The following is a 21,091-nucleotide window of genomic DNA, read 5'->3' as shown; positions in this document are numbered from 1 at the left end:
CGTCGGTCAGGCCCGCGCCGCGCCGGCCCCGGCGACGTACCGCTCGTAGCCCTCGTCCTCGAGCTTGTCGGCCAGCTCCGGGCCGCCCTGCTCGACGATCCGCCCGGCGACGAAGACGTGCACGAAATCGGGCTTGATGTAGCGCAGGATGCGGGTGTAGTGGGTGATCAGCAGCAGGCCGGTGTCCCCGGTGTCGCGGACCCGGTTGACCCCCTCGCTGACCACGCGCAGCGCGTCGACGTCGAGGCCCGAGTCGGTCTCGTCGAGGATCGCCACCTTCGGCTTGAGCAGCTCCAGCTGCACGATCTCGTGCCGCTTCTTCTCGCCGCCGGAGAAGCCCTCGTTGACGTTGCGCTGGGCGAAGGCCGGGTCCATCTGGAGGCGCTGCATCGCGCCGCGCAGCTCGCCGCCCCAGGTGCGCAGCTTCGGCGCCTCGCCGTCGATCGCGGTCTTGGCGGTGCGCAGGAAGTTGGCCACCGACACGCCGGGCACCTCGACCGGGTACTGCATGGCCAGGAAGAGGCCGGCGCGGGCCCGCTCGTCGACGGACATGGCCAGCACGTCGACGCCGTCGAGGGTCACCGAGCCGCCGGTGATCTCGTACTTCGGGTGGCCGGCGATCGAGTAGGCCAGGGTGGACTTGCCGGAGCCGTTGGGGCCCATGATCGCGTGGGTCTCCCCCGACCGCACGGTCAGGTCGACGCCGGACAGGATCGGCTTGAGCTCACCCTCGGGCAGCTTGACCGACACCTTCAGGTCGCGGATCTCCAGGGTGCTCATTATCGGGTCACTCCATTGCTCGGCGTCGGGCGGCCGTCGGCGCCCACGGGAAGGTAGATGTCGCCGTCGCGGACCTCGACGGCATAGACCGGAACGGGTTCGGTGGCGGGCAGCCCGGTGGGCTCGCCGGTGCGCAGGTCGAAGCGGGAGCCGTGCAGCCAGCACTCCAGCGTGCAGCCCTCGACCTCGCCCTCCGACAGGGCCACAGCTGCGTGCGAGCACTCGTCGTACGCGGCGTAGAACTCCCCGTCCTCGCCGTGCACCAGCGCGATCGGGGTGCCGTCGACGTCGGCGCTGACCACGGTGCCCTTCGGCACGTCGTCGGCCGCGCAGATCCTGATCATCAGACGCCGCCCTTGGCCAGCCGGGCCTCGATGGCGTCGCCGAGCCGGTCGCGCAGCTCCTCGACCGGGATCTTGTTGATCAGCTCGGCGAAGAAGCCGCGGACCACGAGGCGGCGGGCCTCGGTCTCCGGGATGCCGCGCGCCATCAGGTAGAACAGCTGCTCGTCGTCGAACCGGCCGGTCGCGCTCGCGTGCCCGGCGCCGGCGATCTCGCCGGTCTCGATCTCCAGGTTGGGCACCGAGTCGGCCCGCGCGCCGTCGCTGAGCAGCAGGTTCCGGTTGATCTCGTACGTCTCGGTGCCGGTCGCCTCGGCGCGGATCAGCACGTCGCCCACCCAGACGGTGTGCGCGTCGGCGCCCTGCAACGCGCCCCGGTAGCCGACGTAGCTGCGGCAGTCGGGCACGTTGTGGTCGACGAGCTGGCGGTGCTCCAGGTGCTGGCCGCCGCCGGCGAAGTAGAGCCCGTACAGCTCGGCCTCGCCGCCCCGGCCCGTGTACTCCACCGAGGTGTACTGCCGGACCAGGTCGCCGCCGAGGGTGACCTGGACGTGCACGACCCTGGCGTCCCGGCCCAGCCGGACCTTCAGGTGCTGGGCCTGCACGGCGTCGGCGGCCCAGTCGGCCACCGTGACCAGGGTCAGCTTCGCACCGTCGGCCACCGACACCTCGACGTTGTCGGCCAGGGTGGCCGAGCCGGCGTGCTCCAGCACCAGGGTCACCTCGGCGAACCGGCCCACCTCGACGAAGGTGTGGCCGAACGCGAGCCCCTCGGCGGAGTCGCCGACCACCCGCAGGCGCACCGGCTCGGCGACGACCGCCTCGCGGGCCACCTCGACCAGCAGCGCCTGCCCGGCCCCGCCGTACGCCAGGGCGCTGACCCGGTCGACCGGGGTGAGCACGCTGCCCACCCGGGGGTCGTCGGAGCCGGCCCGGGACACGGTGACGCCGGCCGGCAGGTCGCCGTGCTCGTGCCGGACGACGCCGGTGGCGGCCTGCGCGTCGCCGCCGACCAGGCCGCGCAGGCGCTTGAGCGGGGTGAAGCGCCACTCCTCCTCCAGGCCCGTCAGGGCCGGGAAGTCGGCGACGTCGTACGAGCGGAGCGCCTGCGACTTGGTGCTGGGCGGCGCGGAAGCCTGGGTAGTCATCTCTTCCTTGGTCTGTTCTAAGGCGACGGTGTCTGGCTGGGCGGCGGCGTCAGCCGACCGCGCCCTCCATCTGGAGCTCGATCAGGCGGTTGAGCTCCAGGGCGTACTCCATCGGGAGTTCCTTGGCGATCGGCTCGATGAAGCCGCGGACGATCATCGCCATCGCCTCGTCCTCGCTCAGGCCCCGGCTCATCAGGTAGAAGAGCTGGTCGTCGCTGATCTTGGAGACGGTCGCCTCGTGCCCCATCGACACGTCGTCCTCGCGGATGTCGACGTACGGGTAGGTGTCGGAGCGGGAGATGGTGTCGACCAGCAGCGCGTCGCACTTGACCGTGCTGCGGCTGCTGTGCGAGCCCTCCAGCACCTGCACCAGGCCCCGGTAGGACGTGCGGCCGCCGCCCCGGGCGATCGACTTCGACACGATGGTGCTGCTGGTGTGCGGCGCGGCGTGCACCATCTTGGCGCCCGCGTCCTGGTGCTGGCCCTCACCGGCCATGGCCACCGAGAGCACCTCGCCCTTGGCGTGCTCGCCGGTCATGTAGACCGCCGGGTACTTCATGGTGACCTTGGAGCCGATGTTGCCGTCGACCCACTCCATCGTCGCGCCCTCGTGGCACACGGCGCGCTTGGTGACGAGGTTGTAGACGTTGTTCGACCAGTTCTGGATGGTCGTGTAGCGGCACCGGGCGTTCTTCTTGACGATGATCTCCACGACCGCGCTGTGCAGCGAGTCGGACGAGTAGAGCGGCGCGGTGCAGCCCTCGACGTAGTGCACGTACGCGCCCTCGTCGACGATGATCAGGGTCCGCTCGAACTGGCCCATGTTCTCGGTGTTGATCCGGAAGTACGCCTGCAGCGGGATCTCCACGTGCACGCCCTTCGGCACGTAGATGAACGAGCCGCCGGACCACACGGACGTGTTCAGCGCGGCGAACTTGTTGTCGCCGACCGGGATCACCGTGCCGAAGTATTCCTTGAAGACGTCCTCGTGCTCCTTGAGGGCGGTGTCGGTGTCCAGGAAGAGGACACCCTGCTCCTCCAGGTCCTCGCGGATCTTGTGGTAGACGACCTCGGACTCGTACTGCGCCGCGACGCCGGCGACCAGCCGCTGCTTCTCCGCCTCGGGGATGCCCAGCCGGTCGTAGGTGTTCTTGATGTCCTCGGGCAGGTCCTCCCAGCTGGTGGCCTGCTTCTCGGTGGAACGCACGAAGTACTTGATGTTGTCGAAGTCGATCCCGGTGAGGTCGGCCCCCCACGCCGGCATCGGCTTGCGGCCGAACAGCCGCAGGCCCTTCAGGCGCAGGTCGAGCATCCAGGCGGGCTCGTTCTTCTTCGCCGAGATGTCCCGCACCACCGCCTCGTTGAGGCCGCGCTGGGCGGCGGCCCCGGCGACGTCGGGGTCGGCCCAGCCGTACTCGTAGCGACCGAGGGCGGCGAGCTGCTCCTCCTGGGTCAGGGGCTGGACGATCTGCTCGGTCATCTATCTGTCCTCACAGTGGTGACGGTGTTACGGGACTGGGCCGGGATGTGCGTGGTGCACACCCCGTCGCCGTGCGCGATGGTGGCCAAACGCTGCACGTGGGTGCCGACCAGGCGGGAGATCACCGCCGTCTCGGCCTCGCACAGCTGGGGGAACTCGGCGGCCACGTGCGCCACCGGGCAATGGTGCTGGCAGAGCTGGCCGCCGGAGGCGATCGTGGACGCGTTGGCAGCGTAGCCCTCGGCGGTCAGCGCCCCGGCGAGCGCCTCGGCCCGCGCCAGGGGATCGTCGCCGGCGTCCTCCATGGCCGCGCGGCAGCGGTCCTCCAGGGCGGCGACCTGGTCGGCGGCGAACGCCTCCACCGCCGCCGAGCCGCCGTTGCGGGAGATCCAGCGCAGCGCGGCGGTGGCGATGTTGTCGTAGTGGTGGGTGCCGCAGCGGCCCCGGGCCGCGTCGGTCAGCACGAAGACCTTCGCCGGGCGGCCCCGCCCCCGGCTGCCCCGGACGGTCTGCTCGCGGGCGATCACGTCACCGTCAGCGAGCATCGCGTCGAGGTGCCGGCGGATCGCCGCCGGGCTCAGGCCCAGCGCCGAGCCGAGCTGCCCGGCGGTGGTCGCCCCGCGCTCCAGCAGCAGCTGGGTGACCCGGTCCCGGGTCGACAGGTCGGCCGCGGCGGAACCGGCCGCGGGCGCGGGCGGAGCAGACTCCGGGCGGGCGGACGCGGACGCACCGGCGACCGGACCGGCCGCCGGCTGCTGCCCGGAGAGCGCCGCCGCGTTTTTCACAACGCCCACGTTACGTAATTCGCCGGGGGGCCGCAAACCCGGGTGCCGGTGATCCGAACCACCGCAGCGCCAGAGTCACCCGATCGGGTTCCACTACGGTGCGTAGGATTCGCTCCGTGAAGCGATCCGTCCGGTTCCCGGTCTCCGCCACCCTGCTGCGCCGCCTCGCGCTCGCCTCGATCATCGCGAACGTGGCCATCGTGGTCACCGGCGGGGCGGTCCGGCTGACCGCCTCCGGCCTCGGCTGCCCCACCTGGCCCCGGTGCACCGACGCGTCGTACACGACGACCCAGGAGATGGGCGTGCACGGGGTGATCGAGTTCGGCAACCGGCTGCTCACCTTCGCCGTGGGCCTCATCGCCCTCGCCGTGGTGGTGGGGGTGCTGCTGCACGGCGCACGGCGGCGGGAGCTGCTGCCGCTCGCGGTGGCGGTGCTGTTCGGCATCCCGTTGCAGGCCGTGATCGGCGGGATCACCGTGCTGACCAACCTCAACCCGTGGGTGGTGGGGCTGCACTTCCTCGCCTCGATGGTGGTGATCGCGGCCGCGTACGCGCTCTGGCGGCGCGTCGGCGAGCCGGACGGCCCCGTGGTGCCCACCGTGCCGGGGCCGCTGCGGGCGCTGGCGCTGGTCACCACCGTCGTCAGCGCCGCGGTGCTGGTGATCGGCACCTGGGTCACCGGCAGCGGCCCGCACGCGGGCGACCACGGCGCGGCCCGCAACGGCCTCGACCCGGAGGCGATCTCCCAGGTGCACGCCGACGGGGTGTTCCTGCTGGTCGGGCTGTCGGTGGCGCTGGTCTTCGCGTTCCGCGCGGTCGGCGCGCGCCGGGCGGAACGGGCCGCCGTCGTGCTGGTCGCCGTGGAGCTGGGGCAGGGCGTGATCGGCTTCGTGCAGTACTTCACCCACCTGCCCGCCGTGCTGGTCGGCGCGCACATGCTCGGCTCGTGCCTGGTCCTGCTGGCCACCCTCGCCGTGCAGTGGTCGACCCGGGAGCGCCGGCCGGTCCAGCCTGCGTGGGAGACCGCGACGCCGCCGGCCGAGGCCCCCGTCCCGGTCGGCGCCTGACGCCCCCGCCCCGGCCGCCCTAGCGGGGACGGGGCAGGCGGGTGAGGTGGGTGACGACGGCGTCGGCGAGGCGCTCGGGGGCCCCGTCGGCGTACCCGAGGAACAGCGACGGCTCGGTCAGCTCCAGCTCGACCAGGACGGGCGCGCCGTCCGGGCCCGGGATCAGGTCCACCCGGGCATAGAGCAGCCGCCGCGTGCCGCCGGGGACCGCCGCGAGCACCCGCTCGGCGACGGCGAGCTGCGCGGGGGTGGCCGTGCGGGGGGTGATCTCCTCGGCCTTGTAGAGCCCGTCGGGGCCGAGGTCGGGGCCGGTGAGCATCGGGCCCTTGCGGATCGCGTGGCTGAAGGCGAGCCCGTCGGGGCCGGCCAGGAACAGCAGGGCCGTCTCCCCGGCGGTGTCCACCGCCGCGAGGTACGGCTGGACCATCGCGACCCGGCCGGCGTCCGACAGGCGGCGCAGGTGGGCCAGGGCCAGCTCGCGGTGCTCCGGGTCGGCGAGGTCGTAGCGGCCGGTGTCCTGGCTGCCGGCGCTGACCGCCGGCTTGATCACGTGTTCGCCGCCGGTGGCGGGCGGCGTCCAGGGCTGCCACGGCGCCACCCAGCCGGTCGGCACCGTGGGCACGCGGGCGGCCGACAGCTCGTCGAGGTAGCGCTTGTCGGTGTTCCAGCGCACCACGTCGGCCGGGTTGACCAGCCGGGGGACGGTGTCGGCCCAGGCCACGAACTCGTCGCGGCGCAGCGCGTAGTCCCACGGCGACCGGAGCACGACCAGGTCGTACGCGGCCCAGTCGACTGCCGGGTCGTCCCAGGCGGCGACGGTGGCCGCGATCCCCCGCCCGGCGAGCGGGGCCAGCAGCAGCCGGTCGTCGGGCTCCAGGTCGGGCAGGTCGGCGCAGGTGACGATAGCGACCCGGGGTTCCCCCCGGGTCGACTGGTGGTGGTCGGTCAAGTTATCGGTCAACGGGCCATCGTGCGCCGGGCCATCGACCGCCAGAGGTCGTTGCTCGGGCGCATCTGGTCCATCAGCTCGCGCTCCCAGGCGTTCTCGACGGTGACTCCCGCCTTGGCGCATGCCTCCCGCGCGACGACGGTGTCGTCCGCGAACTGGTCGCCCCAGGCCCCGTCGGACCCGACGAGGACGATGCGCGCGCCGCGCTTGCCGACGTACTCGATGACCGCCTTCGCCCCGCCGTGCCCGGCGGCGAACGACTTGATGCCCGCGACCAGGCCGTCAGGGGTCTGGTCGGCGACGGTCTGCTGAGCCGTCAGCGTCGTATCGGAACCATCTGCCATGACGCGAAGCCTAAGCAGAGTTGCATCCGGACGTGCGAGAACCATGAACTATTTGTGATGCCAATTACCCCTGCGTTTAAGCAAACCCACAGGTATTTTGCCCGGTTATATGAGGACTCAGGGCACCAAAGCGGCCGGTCGAAGTTACACGATCGTCACAACTCGCGCGCGCCCGACGCAAGTCGGGAATGTCGCCCAGGATCGATGGATCAGACCAGCGCGTCGACGGCGACGGCCGCGAACAGGATGGTGAGGTAGACGTACGACCAGTGGAACAGCCGCATCGGGCGGACCGCGCCGCCCCGGGCCACCTGGCGGCACAGCCGGTGCGCCTCGTACACGAAGACCCCGCCCGACAGCAGCGCGGTCACGCCGTAGATCGCGCTCATCCCGAGCGGCCAGACGGCCAGCGAGGAGAGCAGCGTCAGCCAGGCGAAGCCGATGATCTCGGCGTTGACCCGGCGGGCCGAGGCCACCACCGGCAGCATCGGGATGCCGGCGCGGGCGTAGTCCGCCTTGTATTTCATCGCGAGCGGGTAGAAGTGCGGCATCTGCCAGAAGAAGACCACCGCGAACAGCGCCCACGCCGCCGGGGCCAGCGAGCCGGTCACCGCCGCCCAGCCGATCAGCACCGGCGCGGCCCCGCACGCGCCGCCCCAGAAGGTGTTCTGCGGCGTGGTCCGCTTCAACCACAGCGTGTAGACCAGGTCGTAGTAGGCGATCGCGGCCAGGGTGAGCCCCGCGGCCAGCAGGTTGGTGAACACCGCCATCAGCGTCACCGAGACCACCGCGAGCACCAGGCCGAAGACCAGCGCGTTGCGCGGGGACACCGTGTGCGTCGGCAGCGGACGCCGCTTGGTGCGCCGCATGAGCTGGTCGATGTCCCGGTCGATGTAGCAGTTGAGCACGCTGGCCGCACCGGCGGCGAGCGAGCCGCCCACCAGGACCACCGCCATCAGCCACAGCGACGGCAGCCCGCCCTCGGCGAGCATCATCGCCGGGACGGTGGTCACCAGCAACAGCTCGACGATCCGCGGCTTGGTCAGCGAGACGTACGCCGAGACCACCGCCCGGACGTCCCGCCGGGGCGCCACCGGGGCGCCGGTCACCGTGCGCACCGGCGGTTGCCCGGCAGAGTTGCTGACGGGGCGCTCGGTGATCATGCTCACGGATGCCACCTTCCGGCGTCGGCAGGGGGAGTCGGGTCGGTCGGACCCGTCGGGGCCCACACACCGTCCCCACACACTACGCGTCGTCGTTTTCGCTGCCCGCGCGACCCGACCACGGTGCGGACCGTCACACCCCCGGTTGAACGGCGGAAACGCCCAACCGCGTAAAGAAGAGCATGCACAGATCCCGGGGCGGGGGTTTACCCCCGCTCGATAGGGTCATCCGAGAGGGTTCCGCCCAACTGCCGAGGAGTACGACACATCGTGGCTGCCAACCGACCTGAGCAACCCGCACTCAACTGGTCCGACCTCGACCGCCGGGCCGTGGACCTCGTCCGCGTGCTGGCCATGGACGCCGTGGAGAAGTCCGGCAACGGTCACCCGGGCACCGCGATGAGCCTCGCGCCCGCGGCCTACCTGCTGTTCAACCGCGTGATGCGGCACAACCCGGCCGACCCGAACTGGCCGGGCCGGGACCGGTTCGTGCTCTCCGCCGGCCACTCCAGCCTCACCCTCTACATCCAGCTCTTCCTCGCCGGCTACCCGCTGGCCCTGGACGACCTCAAGTCGCTGCGGCAGTGGGGCTCGCTCACCCCGGGCCACCCCGAGCACGGGCACACCCCGGGCGTGGAGACCACCACCGGCCCGCTCGGCCAGGGCCTGGGCAACGCGGTCGGCATGGCCATGGCCGCCCGCCGCGAGCGCGGCCTGTTCGACCCGGAGACCGAGCCGGGCGCGTCGGTCTTCGACCACGACGTGTGGTGCATCGCCTCCGACGGCGACATCGAGGAGGGCATCACCCACGAGGCCAGCGCCCTCGCGGGGCACCAGCAGCTGGGCAACCTCTGCGTGATCTACGACGACAACGAGATCTCGATCGAGGACGACACCCGCATCGCCAAGAGCGAGGACGTCGCGGCCCGCTACGAGGCGTACGGCTGGCACGTGCAGACCGTCGACTGGCGGGCCGGCGACGCCGACCAGGGCGACTACCACGAGGACGTCGAGGCGCTGCACCGGGCGCTGCTGGCGGCGAAGGCCGAGACCGGCCGGCCCTCCTTCATCGCGCTGCGCACCATCATCGGCTGGCCCGCGCCGAACAAGAAGAACACCGGCAAGATCCACGGCTCGGCGCTCGGCGCGAGCGAGGTGGCCGCCACCAAGGAGCTGCTCGGCTTCGACCCGGCGCAGAGCTTCCAGGTCGACGAGGACGTCCTCGGGCAGGCCCGCCGGGTCCTGGAGCGCGGCGCGGCGGCGCAGCAGGAGTGGGAGCGGACGTACGAGGGCTGGGCCAAGGCCAACCCGGAGCGCAAGGCGCTGTGGGACCGGATGTCGCAGCGGGTGCTGCCGGAGGGCTGGACCGAGGCGCTGCCGACGTTCCCGGCCGACGCCAAGGGCGTGGCCACCCGGGCCGCGTCCGGCAAGGTGCTGGAGGCCCTCGCCCCGGTGCTGCCGGAGCTGTGGGGCGGCTCGGCCGACCTGGCCGAGAGCAACAACACCACCATGAAGGGCGAGCCGTCGTTCGTCCCGGCGGTGCACGCCACCAAGGACTTCCCGGGCCACGAGTACGGCCGTACGCTGCACTTCGGCATCCGCGAGCACGCGATGGGCGCGATCCTCAACGGCATCGCCCTGCACGGCGGGACCCGCCCGTACGGCGGCACGTTCCTGGTGTTCAGCGACTACATGCGCCCGTCGGTGCGGCTCGCCGCGCTGATGAAGCTGCCGGTGGTCTACGTCTGGACGCACGACTCGATCGGCCTCGGCGAGGACGGCCCGACCCACCAGCCGGTGGAGCACCTGACCGCGCTGCGCGCCATCCCCGGCCTGGACGTGGTCCGCCCGGCCGACGCCAACGAGACCGCGTGGGCGTGGCGGCAGGCCCTGGAGCACACCGACCGGCCGACCGCGCTGGCGCTGAGCCGGCAGGCCCTGCCGACGCTGGACCGGTCGACCCTGGCCGGCGCCGAGGGCGTCGCCAAGGGCGGCTACGTGCTGGCCGAGGCGTCCAACGGCAAGCCGCAGGTGATCATCATCGGCACCGGCTCGGAGGTGCAGCTCTGCCTCACCGCCCGGGAGCGGCTGGAGGCCGACGGCACCCCCACCCGGGTGGTGTCGATGCCGTGCCAGGAGTGGTTCTACGAGCAGGACGAGGCGTACCGCGAGTCGGTCCTGCCGCGCGGGGTAAAGGCCCGGGTGAGCGTGGAGGCGGGCATCGCGATGTCCTGGCGCGGCATCGTCGGCGACTCCGGCGAGAGCGTCAGCATCGAGCACTACGGCGCGAGCGCCCCGCACACCGTGCTCTTCGAGCAGTTCGGCTTCACCCCCGACCGGATCGTGGCCGCCGCGCACGCGGCGCTCACCCGGGTGGGCGACATCACCGGTTTCACGACCGGCAACTGAAGGGGAGCGAGGACGACATGACGGACAGGCTCAGCGAACTCACCGCCGCCGGGGTGGCGGTCTGGCTCGACGACCTCTCCCGCGTACGGCTGAGCTCCGGCGGGCTGGACCAGCTCCGCCGGGAGCAGCACGTGGCCGGGGTCACCACCAACCCGACGATCTTCGCGAAGGCGCTCGCCGACGCCGACACCTACGACGGGCAGCTGCGCGACCTCGCCACCCGTGGGGTGGAGGTGGAGGAGGCGGTGCGCATGCTCACCACGTACGACGTGCGGTGGGCGTGCGACGTGATGCGCCCGTCGTACGACGGCAGCCAGGGCGTCGACGGCCGGGTCTCCATCGAGGTGGACCCGCGGCTGGCGCACGAGACGGAGAAGACGGTCGCCGAGGCCAAGGCCCTGTGGTGGCTGGTCGACCGGCCCAACCTCTTCATCAAGATCCCGGCCACCGAGGCGGGCCTGCCGGCGATCACCGCGACCCTGGCCGAGGGGATCAGCGTCAACGTCACGCTGATCTTCGGCCTGGACCGCTACTCGCAGGTCATGGAGGCGTTCCTCGCCGGCCTGGAGCAGGCGAAGGCCAACGGCCACGACCTGTCGAAGATCGGCTCGGTGGCGTCGTTCTTCGTCTCCCGCGTCGACAGCGAGGTCGACAAGCGATTGGATCGGATGGCCGGTGAGGCTTCCGACCCCGCAGGCAAAGAACGCGCGCTGGGACTGAAGGGCCGGGCCGCCGTGGCCAACGCCCAGCTCGCCTACGAGCGCTACAGCGAGGTGTTCTCCTCCGACCGGTGGCGGGCCCTCGCCGACGCCGGGGCGCACCCGCAGCGCCCGCTGTGGGCGTCCACCTCGACGAAGAACCCGGACTACCGGGACGTCATCTACGTCGAGGAGCTGATCGCCCCCGGCACGGTCAACACGATGCCGGAGTCGGTGATCCACGCGTACGCCGACCACGGCGAGACGCGCGGGGACACCGTCACCGGGGCGTACGAGGCGGCCCGCCAGGTCTTCACCGACCTGGAGTCGGTCGGCGTCGACATGTCCGACGTGATCGCCGTCCTGGAGCGCGAGGGCGTGGAGAAGTTCGAGGCGAGCTGGCAGGAGCTGCTCGACGGGGTGCGCAAGTCGCTCGCCGCGGCGGGCCAGGGCACCGGGCGGCCCGGCCAGGCCGCCCAGGGCAACGCGGACAAGGCACAGAAGGTGGGGGGCAACGCGTGACCGACGGTCGTGGCGACGCCCCGGGGCACTACCCCGGGGCGTCCCGCGCCGTCGACCCGTCCCCTCCGGGTCGCCCCGGCGGCCCTCCCCCGGCGTGCCCGTGGTGGGCCGGGGTGGCGACGTGAGCGACGCGCTGACCGGCCCGGCGGACGCGTCCGCCGGGCTGGTCGTGCACGGTGCGGACCCGGTCGACCGGTCCGCGCCCGCGTCCGTCCGGCAGGCCCTCGTCACCGGGGGCGTGCCGGCGCGGCTGGCGGCGCAGGACCCCACGCTGTGGGGGCCGGCGGCCGAGGCGACGGCGCGGACCCGGCTCGGCTGGCTGGACACCCACCGGCGCAGCGTCGAGCTGCTGCCCCAGCTCGCCGAGCTGACCGCCGAGCTGGGCGACCTCGACCACGTGGTGGTCGCCGGGATGGGCGGCTCCTCGCTGGCCGCCGAGGTGGTCACCCGGGCCCTGGGCCGGCCGCTGACCGTGCTCGACACCACCGACGCGGGCCAAGTCCGCCGGGCGCTGACCGACCGCCTCGACCGCACGGTGGTGGTGCTGGCCGGCAAGTCCGGCCGCACCGTGGAGACCGACAGCCACTGGCGGGTCTACCGGCAGGCGTTCCTGGATTCCGGGCTGACCGCGGCGGAGGCCGGCCGGCACTTCGTGGTGGTCACCGACCCCGGTTCCCCGCTGGAGGCGGTGGCCGCCGAGCTGGGCGCGGTCACCGTGCCCGCGGACCCTCGGGTGGGCGGCCGGTACGCGGCGCTGACCGCGTTCGGGCTGGTGCCGGCGGCGCTGGCCGGCGTGGCCGTCGACGAGCTGCTGGAGCAGGCCGAGGCGCTCGCCGCCTCGCTGGGCCGCGACGCCGACAACCCCGGGCTGGCGCTCGGCGCCGCCCTCGGCGCGGCGGCCACCGGCGGGCGGGACAAGGTGGCCCTCGTGCCCGACGGCACGGGGCTCGACGGGCTCGGCGACTGGATCGAGCAGCTCCTCGCCGAGTCGACCGGCAAGGCGGGGCTCGGCCTCCTGCCGGTGGTGCTGGAGTCCCCCACCGCACCCGGCGGCGCGGGGCCCGACGTGCTCACCGTCAGCTACGGCGGGTCGCTGGCCCCCGGCGCGGTGCCCGGCGCAGGCCGCGCGCCCGACGTGGCGGTCAACGGCCCGCTGGGTGCCCAGTTCCTGACCTGGGAGTACGCCACGGCGATCGCCGGGGTGACGCTCGGGGTGAACCCGTTCGACCAGCCGGCCGCCGAGGGCGGGGAGCAGGCCGACCGGTTCCTCGCCTCGGCCGCGCCGGCCGGGCCACCGTCGGCGACCGAGGGCGCGATCGAGGTCTACGCCCCGGCGGGCGGCCCGGCCGACCTGGCCGGCGCGCTGCGCCAGCTCGTCGACGGAATCGACGCCGGCGGATATCTTGCGGTCCTGGCGTACCTGGACCGGATCGGCGACGCCGACGTCGCCGGGCTGCGAGCGTTGCTCGCCGGGCTGACCGCCCGGCCGGTGACGTTCGGTTGGGGGCCGCGCTACCTGCACGCCACCGGCCAGTACCACAAGGGTGGTCCACAGGTAGGGAGTTTCCTTCAGTTGACCGGTACGGTCGGGGATGATCTGCCGGTGCCCGGAAAACCGTACTCCCTCGGGAGGCTCCAGGAAGCCCAGGCCGCCGGCGATCGGCGGGCCCTGGCCCGCCGGGGCCGCCCGGTGCTGCGGCTGCACCTGACCGACCGGTCGGCGGGGGTGGCCCAGCTGCTCGACGCGGCCCGGCAACTGTGAGCGTGACGATGGACGATGTGGAATCAGCGGAGCTAGGAGGCACCGTGCGTGCGAGGAGTGGGCCGGTCTTGCGAGCCCCGCAGTCGCGGACCGAGGTGACCCTGGTGGGTCCGGAGGTGATCCGGTGAACCCGCTGCGCGACCCACAGGACCGGCGGCTGCCGCGGATCCCGGAGCCCTGCGCTCTGGTGATCTTCGGCGTGACCGGTGACCTGGCGCGGAAGAAGCTGCTGCCGGCGGTCTACGACCTGGCGAACCGGGGGCTGCTGCCGCCCGGCTTCGTGGTGCTGGGCTTCGCCCGGCGCGACTGGTGCGACGGCGACTTCGAGTCGCTGGCCCACGACGCGGCGAAGGAACACGCCCGGACACCGTGGCGGGAGGAGGTCTGGGGCCGGCTGGCCGGCAACATCAAGTTCGTCGGCGGCTCGTTCGACGACGACGCCGCCTTCGACAAGCTCGCCCAGACCCTGAACAACCTGCGCGACAGCCACGGCATCCACGGCAACGCGGCGTTCTACTTCTCGATCCCCCCGGCGGCGTTCCCCGTGGTGCTCAAGCAGCTCGCCCGCACCGGGATGGCCGACAACGAGAAGTGCGGCGGCTGGCGTCGGGTGGTGGTGGAGAAGCCGTTCGGGCACGACCTGCCGTCGGCCAAGGAGCTCAACGACCTCGTCGACGACGTCTTCACCCGGCAGGACGTCTTCCGGATCGACCACTACCTGGGCAAGGAGACCGTCCAGAACATCCTGGCCCTGCGGTTCGCCAACAGCCTGTTCGAGCCGCTGTGGAACTCCAAGTACGTCGACTCGGTGCAGATCACGATGGCCGAGGACGTCGGCATCGGCAGTCGGGCCGGCTTCTACGACTCGGTCGGCACGGCCCGCGACGTGCTCCAGAACCACCTGCTCCAGCTTCTCGCGCTGGTGGCGATGGAGGAGCCGACCAGCTTCGACGCCGACGAGATCCGCGCCGAGAAGCTGAAGGTGCTCAAGGCGATCACCCTGCCGAAGGACGTCTCGCGGGGCACCGTGCGCGGCCAGTACCTGCCCGGCTGGGTGGGCGGCCAGCGGGCCGTCGGCTACCTCGACGAGGACGGCGTGCCGGCCGACTCGACCACCGAGACGTACGTGGCCGTGGAGCTGGGCATCCAGAACCGACGCTGGGCCGGGGTGCCGTTCTACATCCGGGCCGGCAAGCGGCTGCCCCGGCGGGTCACCGAGGTCGCCATCATGTTCAAGAAGGCCCCCCACCTGCCGTTCAACCCGGCCGACATGGAGTCCCTCGGCCCCAACCAGCTCGTCATCCGGGTACAGCCCGACGAGGGCGTGGTGCTCAAGTTCGGCTCCAAGGTGCCGGGCACCACGATGGAGGTCCGCGACATCGCGATGGACTTCCAGTACGGCGAGGCGTTCACCGAGTCCAGCCCCGAGGCGTACGAGCGGCTGGTGCTGGACGTGCTGATCGGCGACCGTACCCTCTTCCCGGACGCCGCCGAGGTCGAGCAGAGCTGGGCGGTGGTGGACCCGCTGGAGCACGCCTGGGAGGGCACGAAGCCGGAGCCGTACCGGTCCGGTGAGTGGGGTCCGCGCGCCGCCGACGAGATGCTGGCCCGCGAGGGCCGGGCGTGGCGCAGAGCGTGAGCGAGCACAGCGAGCGAACCAGGAGGCTCCATTGATCGGGCTGTGGGACACCACCGGCAACGAGGTGGTCAAGGCGCTCGCCGCCGAGCGGCGCAGCGCGGGCGGGGTGGCCAGCGGCATGGCGCTCACCCTGATCGTGGTGGTCGACGAGAAGCGGGTCCGCGAGGCGGAGGCGGCGGCGACCATCGCCGCCGCCGCCCACCCGTGCCGGCTGCTCGTGGTGGTGCGCTCCGACGTCGAGCGGGACCGCAACCGCCTCGACGCGGAGATCGTCGTCGGCGGGCGGCTCGGCCCGTGCGAGGCCGTGGTCACCCGGATGTACGGCCGGCTGGCGCTGCACGCCGAGTCGGTGGTGATGCCGCTGCTGGTGCCGGACGTGCCCGTGGTGACGTGGTGGCACGGCGAGCCGCCGGCCGAGATCGCGACGGACTTCCTCGGCGTGGTCGCCGACCGGCGGATCACCGACTCGGCGCAGGCCGACGACCCGATCGCGGCGCTGCGCCAGCGGGCCCGCGACTACGCGCCGGGCGACACGGACCTGGCGTGGACCCGGATCACCCCGTGGCGCACCCTGGTCGCGGGGGCGTTCGACACCACCGAGGAGCGGGTGACCGAGGCCCGGGTGGTGGCCCCGCCGACCGACCCGACGGCGGCGCTGATGTGCGGCTGGCTGAACAGCCGGCTCGGCATCGCCCCGCGCTGGGAGCCCGCGCCGGAGGCACCCAGGATGCGCGAGGTGCAGCTCAGGTGCGCCAACGGCGACGAGCTGACCCTCACCCGGGACGACAGCGTGGCGACCTTCCGGCGCACCGGGCAGGACGACCGGCAGCTGCCGCTGACCCGCCGGCCGCTCGGCGACGAGCTGGCCGAGGAGCTGCGCCGGCTCGACGCCGACCAGGTCTACGCCGAGGCGCTGGGGGCGATGGCCGGCCTCCGGGGGTTGCAGCAGCGACCCGCCCAGCGGGTGCACGTCTGGAAGGACCCGGCGACGGCGAAGCGGGCCGAGGCGGGCGTCACCGCCCACGCCGGCACGAGCACCAACGAGTGACGGGGTGGCCCGGGTCGACCACGGCGGTCGGCCCGGGCCACGCCGTCGCCGACACGACAAAGGGCCGTGCGGCCCGAGGGCACGACGGACCGCGAGGGCGGTCGGGAGGCGAAGGCACATAGATGAGTGAGGCGAGTGTCGCCGTGCACGCCGATGCCGACCTGCTGGCGCAGGCGGTGGCGGCCCGGCTGGTGGTGAGGCTGCTCGACGCGCAGGCGGACCGGGACCAGGCGTCGATGGTGCTGACCGGCGGGCGGATCGCCGCGGCCGTCTACCGCGCGGTGGCCGCGCTGCCGGCCCGGGACGCGATCGACTGGTCCCGCGTCGACGTCTGGTGGGGCGACGAGCGGTTCCTGCCCGCCGGCGACCCGGAGCGCAACGAGACGCAGGCCCGCGCGGCGCTGCTGGACGCGCTGCCGCTGGACCCGGCCCGGGTGCACCCGATGCCCGCCTCGGACGGCCCGACCGGCGACGACCCGGAGGCCGGGGCCGCCGGGTACGCCGCCGAGCTGGCCCGCGCGGCCCGCCCGGGGCACGCCGCGCTCCCCCACTTCGACGTGCTGATGCTCGGGGTGGGCGAGGACGGGCACGTCGCCTCGGTCTTCCCCGAGCACCCGGTGCACCACGACACGCGGCCGGTGAGCGCCGTGCGGGGCAGCCCCAAGCCGCCGCCGGTGCGCACCACGCTGACCCTGCCGACGATCAACACGGCCGAGGAGGTCTGGCTGGTCGCCAGTGGCGCGGACAAGGCCCGCGCGGTGGGCATGGCGCTGGCCGGGGCCGGCCCGGTGCAGCTCCCGGCGGCCGGGGTGCAGGGCGTCAGCCGCACCCTGTGGCTGCTGGACCGGGCGGCGGCGGCCGAGGTGCCGCCGCGCCTGCGCAGCCTCCGCTGAGGCGGTAAGGAAGGGCCCCCTGTTAACGCTTTCCGCATAGCAGGGGGCCCTTCTTAACGCTCCCGGCCCGGCAACCGGCCGGGCGCGGCGGGGCCCCGCTCAGGAGCCGCCCCTGCGGCGGCGCAGGGCGGCCAGGGCCTCCGCCAGCAGCGCCTCCCCCTGCTCGGGGGTGCGCCGCTCCTTCACGTACGCCAGGTGGGTCTTGTAGGGCTCGGGGCGGGCCCGACCCGGCGGGTCCGCCGGATCCTGACCGGCGGGGAGCCCGCAGCGCGGGCAGTCCCACAGCGTCGGCGGCGCCGCGTCGGCCGCGATGGGCACGTCGACCCGGTGGTCGTTGCGGCACCAGTAGCTGACCGGCCGGCGCGGGGCGGGCACGTGCCGCTCGCCGAAACGCTCCGGCCCCGAACCGACCCGGGTGCCCCGGATGACGTTGCCACTCGTCACGCTGCTCGCTCCTGTCGTCGGAGGGGACCACCGCGCGGGCGGGCGGCGGCGACGCGGTGCAGCACACAAACAACTGCGCGCGGTCCGTCGGTGACGGACCGCGCGCAGATTGTACGACTCGGCGGGCTCGCTCTCAGGCCCCGCTGCCGCTGCCGACCTGGAGGCGCAACCAGAGCCCCAGCCCGACGATGCAGGCGAACCAGACGATGCCCACCAGGACCGTGTAGCGGTCGAGGTTCTTCTCGGCCACGGACGAGCCGGCAAGGCTGGAGCTGACCCCGCCGCCGAACATGCTCGACATACCGCCGCCCTTGCCGCGGTGCAGCAGGATCAGCATGGTGAGCATGATGCTCGTGATCGTCAGCAACACGATCAACGTGTATGCGAACCAGATCGGCATGGCTGGGGTCAGTCCTCTCGTAGCGATCCTCGCCCGGACAGGTCGGGCACTGCGGCACCGGCCGGTGGACGGGCGGAGTCAAGGATAGCGAGCCTTCAGCGGCTGATGTGCTCCGGGAACCGGCAGATCTTCGCGAATTCCTCGCCGTCGAGGCTCGCGCCGCCCACCAGGGCCCCGTCCACGTCCGGCTGGGCCATGATCGAGGCCACGTTCGAGGACTTCACCGAGCCGCCGTAGAGGATGCGCACCTGGTCGGCGGTCGCCTGGTCGTAGGTCTCGACGAGGCGCTTGCGCACCTCCCCGCACACCTCCTGGGCGTCCTCCGGGGTGGCGGTCTTGCCCGTCCCGATCGCCCAGACCGGCTCGTACGCAACGACGACCTTGGTGACCTGCTCCGGGGTGAGCCCCCGCAGCGCGCCGTCGAGCTGGTCGCAGCAGTGCGGCACGTGCCGCAGCTGCTCGCGCACCTCCAGGCCCTCACCGATGCACAGGATCGGGGTGAGCCCGTGGGACAGCGCGGCGGTCACCTTGTCGTTGACCAGCGCGTCGTCCTCGTGGTGGTACTGCCGCCGCTCGGAGTGGCCGACCACCACGTACGTGCAGCCGAGCTTCGCCAGCATCGCCCCGGAGATGTCCCCGGTGTACGCCCCCGACGGGTACGGCGACAGGTCCTGCCCGCCGTAGCCGATGAGCAGCTTGTCGCCCTCGATCGCGGTCTGCACGGTGCGCAGGTCGGTGAAGGGCGGCAGCACGACGCACTCGACGTCGGTGAGCTGCTGCGCGGTGAGGCTCGCGGCCAGCTTCTGCACCAGCAGGTTGGCCTCGAAGTGGTTGAGGTTCATCTTCCAGTTGCCGGCCATCAGCGGCCGGCGGGTGATCGCCGCCATCAGTCCTCCAGCGCCGCGATGCCGGGGAGGGTCTTGCCCTCCAGGTATTCCAGCGACGCGCCGCCGCCGGTGGAGATGTGCCCGAACGACGACTCGTCGAGCCCCAGCGCGCGGACCGCCGCCGCGCTGTCGCCGCCGCCGACCACGCTGAACGCGTCGGCCTTGGTGATCGCCTCGGCGACGCCCCGGGTGCCGTTCGCGAACGCCGCCATCTCGAACACGCCCATCGGGCCGTTCCAGAAGATCGTCTTCGCGTCGGCGAGGGCGGCGGCGAAGCCGGCCACCGTCTCCGGGCCGATGTCCAGCCCGAGCCGGTGACTCGGGATGGCGTCCGCGCGGACCGTGTCGTGCGCCGCGTCGGGGGCGAAGGCGTCCGCCGCCACCACGTCGACCGGGAGCAGGATCTTGCCGTCGGCGCGCTCCAGGAGGTTGCGGCAGGTCTCGACCATCTCCTCCTCCAGCAGCGACGTGCCCACCTCGTGGCCCTGGGCCTTGAGGAACGTGAAGCACATCCCGCCGCCGATGAGCAGCCGGTCGACCTTCGGCAGCAGCGCCTCGATCACCGCGAGCTTGTCGGAGACCTTCGAGCCGCCGAGCACCACCACGTACGGGCGCTCCGGCTCGCCGGTCAGCTTGGCCAGCACCTCCACCTCGCGCAGCACCAAGCGGCCCGCGACGTGCGGCAGCCGGGCCGGCACGTCGAAGACGCTGGCGTGCTTGCGGTGCACCGCGCCGAACGCGTCGTCGACGTACGCCTCGCCGAGCGCGGCGAGCTGGTCGGCGAACGCGCCGCGCTCCGCCTCGTCCTTGCTGGTCTCGCCCTTGTTGAAGCGCAGGTTCTCCAGCAGGGCGACCTCGCCGTCGGCGAGCGCGTCGACCGTGGACCGGGCGGACTCGCCGACGGTGTCCTCGGCGAACCGCACCTGCGCGCCGAGCAGCTCGCCGAGGCGGGCCGCGACCGGACGCAGGCTGAACTGCGGGTCGGGCGCGCCCTTCGGGCGGCCCAGGTGCGAGAAGACCACGACCTTCGCGCCCGCCCCGGTCAGGGCGGTCAACGTCGGCAGCACCGCGCGGATGCGGCCGTCGTCGGTGATCGCGCCGGTCTGCTTGTCGAGCGGGACGTTCAGGTCGGCGCGCACGAGCACGCGCCGACCCGACACCCCCTCGGCGAGCAGGTCGTCGAGGTTGCGGATGGTCACAGCGACTGACCCACCAGCTTGACCAGGTCCACCAGGCGGTTCGAGTAGCCCCACTCGTTGTCGTACCAGCCGACGACCTTGACCTGGTTGCCGATGACCTTGGTCAGCGGCGCGTCGAAGATGCACGACGCCGGGTCGGTGACGATGTCGGCGGAGACGATCGGGTCCTCGTTGTAGACCAGGACGCCCTTGAGCGGGCCCTCGGCGGCGGCCTTCAGCGCGGCGTTGACCTCGTCGACCGAGGTCTCCCGGCCCACCTCGACGGTGAGGTCGGTGGCCGAGCCGGTGGGGATCGGCACCCGCAGCGCGTACCCGTCCAGCTTGCCCTTCAGCTCCGGCAGCACCAGGCCGATGGCCTTCGCGGCGCCCGTGGAGGTCGGGACGATGTTCAGCGCGGCGGCCCGGGCGCGACGCAGGTCCTTGTGCGGCGCGTCCTGGAGGTTCTGGTCCTGGGTGTACGCGTGGATGGTGGTCATCAGACCCTTGGTGATGCCGAACGTGTCGTGCAGCACCTTCGCCATCGGGGCGAGGCAGTTGGTGGTGCAGGAGGCGTTCGAGATGATCGTGTGCTTGGCCGGGTCGTACTGGTCGTGGTTGACGCCCATGACGACCGTGACGTCCTCGTTCTTCGCCGGGGCGGAGATGATGACCTTCTTGGCCCCGCCGTCGACGTGCGCCTTCGCCTTGGTGCCGTCGGTGAAGAAGCCGGTCGACTCGATGACCACGTCGGCCCCGACCTCGCCCCACGCCAGCTTGGCCGGGTCGCGCTCGGCGAACGCCTTGATGGTCTTGCCACCGACGGTGATCTCGTCGGCCGTCGCCTTGACCTCGTGCGGGAGGCGACCCAGGATGCTGTCGTACTTGAGCAGGTGGGCGAGCGTCGCGTTGTCGGTCAGGTCGTTGACGGCCACGACCTCGATGTCCGCGCCGGACGCCAGCACGGCCCGGAAGAAGTTACGGCCGATGCGGCCGAAGCCGTTGATGCCAACCCGGATGGTCACAGGTCCCATCTCCTCGCGTTCTGATCCGCCGGCGTGGAATCGGACCGGCGAAGTGGTGTGCGCCGACCGTTGGAGTCGGCCGTTGACAGTTCGTGTCGGCCACCCCGCCGCGGCCCGAGAGAACCTGACCGC

The 21,091-nt window shown here is 72.6% G+C and carries 20 protein-coding genes; 7 read left to right on the top strand and 13 right to left on the bottom strand.

Going from position 1 to position 21,091, the window contains the following annotated elements; translation table 11 throughout:
• Positions 1–6 precede the first annotated feature (6 nt).
• From sufC to ACVMYR_RS18050, 5 genes are read right to left on the bottom strand one after another with little or no spacing between them, the layout of a single operon-like run.
• Positions 7–780, bottom strand: a complete 774-nt coding sequence (sufC, locus tag ACVMYR_RS18070; protein WP_074474328.1) for a Fe-S cluster assembly ATPase SufC — start codon at positions 778–780, stop codon at positions 7–9.
• Complete coding sequence (locus ACVMYR_RS18065) at positions 780–1,124, bottom strand: non-heme iron oxygenase ferredoxin subunit (RefSeq protein WP_077939171.1); 345 nt, start codon at positions 1,122–1,124, stop codon at positions 780–782. The genes sufC and ACVMYR_RS18065 overlap by 1 nt, the downstream gene beginning before the upstream one ends.
• Positions 1,124–2,269 (bottom strand): Fe-S cluster assembly protein SufD, encoded by a 1,146-nt coding sequence (sufD, locus tag ACVMYR_RS18060; RefSeq protein ID WP_457122271.1) that lies wholly within the window; start codon positions 2,267–2,269, stop codon positions 1,124–1,126. The genes ACVMYR_RS18065 and sufD overlap by 1 nt, the downstream gene beginning before the upstream one ends.
• Positions 2,270–2,318: 49 nt before the next feature.
• Positions 2,319–3,749, bottom strand: coding sequence for a Fe-S cluster assembly protein SufB (sufB, locus tag ACVMYR_RS18055; protein WP_077939169.1), 1,431 nt, complete (start codon positions 3,747–3,749; stop codon positions 2,319–2,321).
• On the bottom strand, positions 3,746–4,534 hold the full coding sequence (locus ACVMYR_RS18050) for a helix-turn-helix transcriptional regulator (RefSeq protein WP_457122270.1): 789 nt from the start codon (positions 4,532–4,534) through the stop codon (positions 3,746–3,748). The genes sufB and ACVMYR_RS18050 overlap by 4 nt, the downstream gene beginning before the upstream one ends.
• 98 nt (positions 4,535–4,632) lie before the next feature.
• Here ACVMYR_RS18050 and ACVMYR_RS18045 point away from each other — a divergent pair, with 98 nt between their 5' ends.
• Positions 4,633–5,601, top strand: coding sequence for a COX15/CtaA family protein (locus ACVMYR_RS18045; RefSeq protein WP_198956680.1), 969 nt, complete (start codon positions 4,633–4,635; stop codon positions 5,599–5,601).
• Between the two features lie 19 nt (positions 5,602–5,620).
• On the opposite strand, the gene ACVMYR_RS18040 is transcribed toward ACVMYR_RS18045, so the two are convergent.
• From ACVMYR_RS18040 to ACVMYR_RS18030, 3 genes are all read right to left on the bottom strand, one after another.
• Positions 5,621–6,550, bottom strand: coding sequence for an ATP-grasp domain-containing protein (locus ACVMYR_RS18040; RefSeq protein ID WP_457122304.1), 930 nt, complete (start codon positions 6,548–6,550; stop codon positions 5,621–5,623).
• 8 nt (positions 6,551–6,558) lie between these two features.
• A complete protein-coding gene (locus ACVMYR_RS18035; RefSeq protein ID WP_043967526.1) occupies positions 6,559–6,894 on the bottom strand; it encodes a hypothetical protein in 336 nt (111 codons plus the stop codon).
• Positions 6,895–7,103: 209 nt separating this feature from the next.
• Positions 7,104–8,063, bottom strand: a complete 960-nt coding sequence (locus ACVMYR_RS18030) for a heme o synthase (RefSeq protein WP_043967523.1) — start codon at positions 8,061–8,063, stop codon at positions 7,104–7,106.
• A 264-nt stretch (positions 8,064–8,327) separates the two neighbouring features.
• Here ACVMYR_RS18030 and tkt point away from each other — a divergent pair, with 264 nt between their 5' ends.
• The 6 genes from tkt (at position 8,328) to pgl (ending at position 17,028) form a co-directional block, all read left to right on the top strand.
• Positions 8,328–10,466 (top strand): transketolase, encoded by a 2,139-nt coding sequence (tkt, locus tag ACVMYR_RS18025; RefSeq protein ID WP_363629761.1) that lies wholly within the window; start codon positions 8,328–8,330, stop codon positions 10,464–10,466.
• Positions 10,467–10,483: 17 nt separating this feature from the next.
• Positions 10,484–11,686, top strand: a complete 1,203-nt coding sequence (tal, locus tag ACVMYR_RS18020; protein ID WP_431898127.1) for a transaldolase — start codon at positions 10,484–10,486, stop codon at positions 11,684–11,686.
• 121 nt (positions 11,687–11,807) lie between these two features.
• Entirely contained in the window at positions 11,808–13,448 is a 1,641-nt protein-coding gene (locus ACVMYR_RS18015) for a glucose-6-phosphate isomerase (protein WP_457122269.1), read from the top strand.
• A gap of 124 nt (positions 13,449–13,572) precedes the next feature.
• Positions 13,573–15,087, top strand: coding sequence for a glucose-6-phosphate dehydrogenase (gene zwf, locus ACVMYR_RS18010; RefSeq protein ID WP_077939163.1), 1,515 nt, complete (start codon positions 13,573–13,575; stop codon positions 15,085–15,087).
• Between the two features lie 31 nt (positions 15,088–15,118).
• Complete coding sequence (locus ACVMYR_RS18005) at positions 15,119–16,135, top strand: glucose-6-phosphate dehydrogenase assembly protein OpcA (RefSeq protein ID WP_077939162.1); 1,017 nt, start codon at positions 15,119–15,121, stop codon at positions 16,133–16,135.
• A gap of 122 nt (positions 16,136–16,257) precedes the next feature.
• Complete coding sequence (gene pgl / locus ACVMYR_RS18000; protein ID WP_457122268.1) at positions 16,258–17,028, top strand: 6-phosphogluconolactonase; 771 nt, start codon at positions 16,258–16,260, stop codon at positions 17,026–17,028.
• 99 nt (positions 17,029–17,127) lie between these two features.
• On the opposite strand, the gene ACVMYR_RS17995 is transcribed toward pgl, so the two are convergent.
• The 5 genes from ACVMYR_RS17995 to gap all read right to left on the bottom strand — a co-directional run bounded on the left by ACVMYR_RS17995 (position 17,128) and on the right by gap (position 20,959).
• Positions 17,128–17,472 (bottom strand): RNA polymerase-binding protein RbpA, encoded by a 345-nt coding sequence (locus tag ACVMYR_RS17995; protein WP_077939160.1) that lies wholly within the window; start codon positions 17,470–17,472, stop codon positions 17,128–17,130.
• A 133-nt stretch (positions 17,473–17,605) separates the two neighbouring features.
• Entirely contained in the window at positions 17,606–17,872 is a 267-nt protein-coding gene (gene secG / locus ACVMYR_RS17990) for a preprotein translocase subunit SecG (protein ID WP_043967510.1), read from the bottom strand.
• Between the two features lie 95 nt (positions 17,873–17,967).
• Positions 17,968–18,759 carry a triose-phosphate isomerase gene (gene tpiA / locus ACVMYR_RS17985; protein WP_077939159.1) on the bottom strand — a complete coding sequence of 264 codons (792 nt, stop codon included), beginning with the start codon at positions 18,757–18,759 and terminating at the stop codon, positions 17,968–17,970.
• Positions 18,759–19,958 carry a phosphoglycerate kinase gene (locus ACVMYR_RS17980; protein ID WP_077939158.1) on the bottom strand — a complete coding sequence of 400 codons (1,200 nt, stop codon included), beginning with the start codon at positions 19,956–19,958 and terminating at the stop codon, positions 18,759–18,761. Before ACVMYR_RS17980 ends, tpiA begins: the two co-directional genes overlap by 1 nt.
• On the bottom strand, positions 19,955–20,959 hold the full coding sequence (gap, locus tag ACVMYR_RS17975; protein WP_043967506.1) for a type I glyceraldehyde-3-phosphate dehydrogenase: 1,005 nt from the start codon (positions 20,957–20,959) through the stop codon (positions 19,955–19,957). Before gap ends, ACVMYR_RS17980 begins: the two co-directional genes overlap by 4 nt.
• Positions 20,960–21,091: the final 132 nt, after the last annotated feature.

This window comes from Micromonospora sp. PTRAS2 (assembly GCF_054052245.1).
The sequence above is the reverse complement of the archived record's forward strand: the minus strand, read 5'-3'. Positions and strand labels throughout refer to the sequence as shown.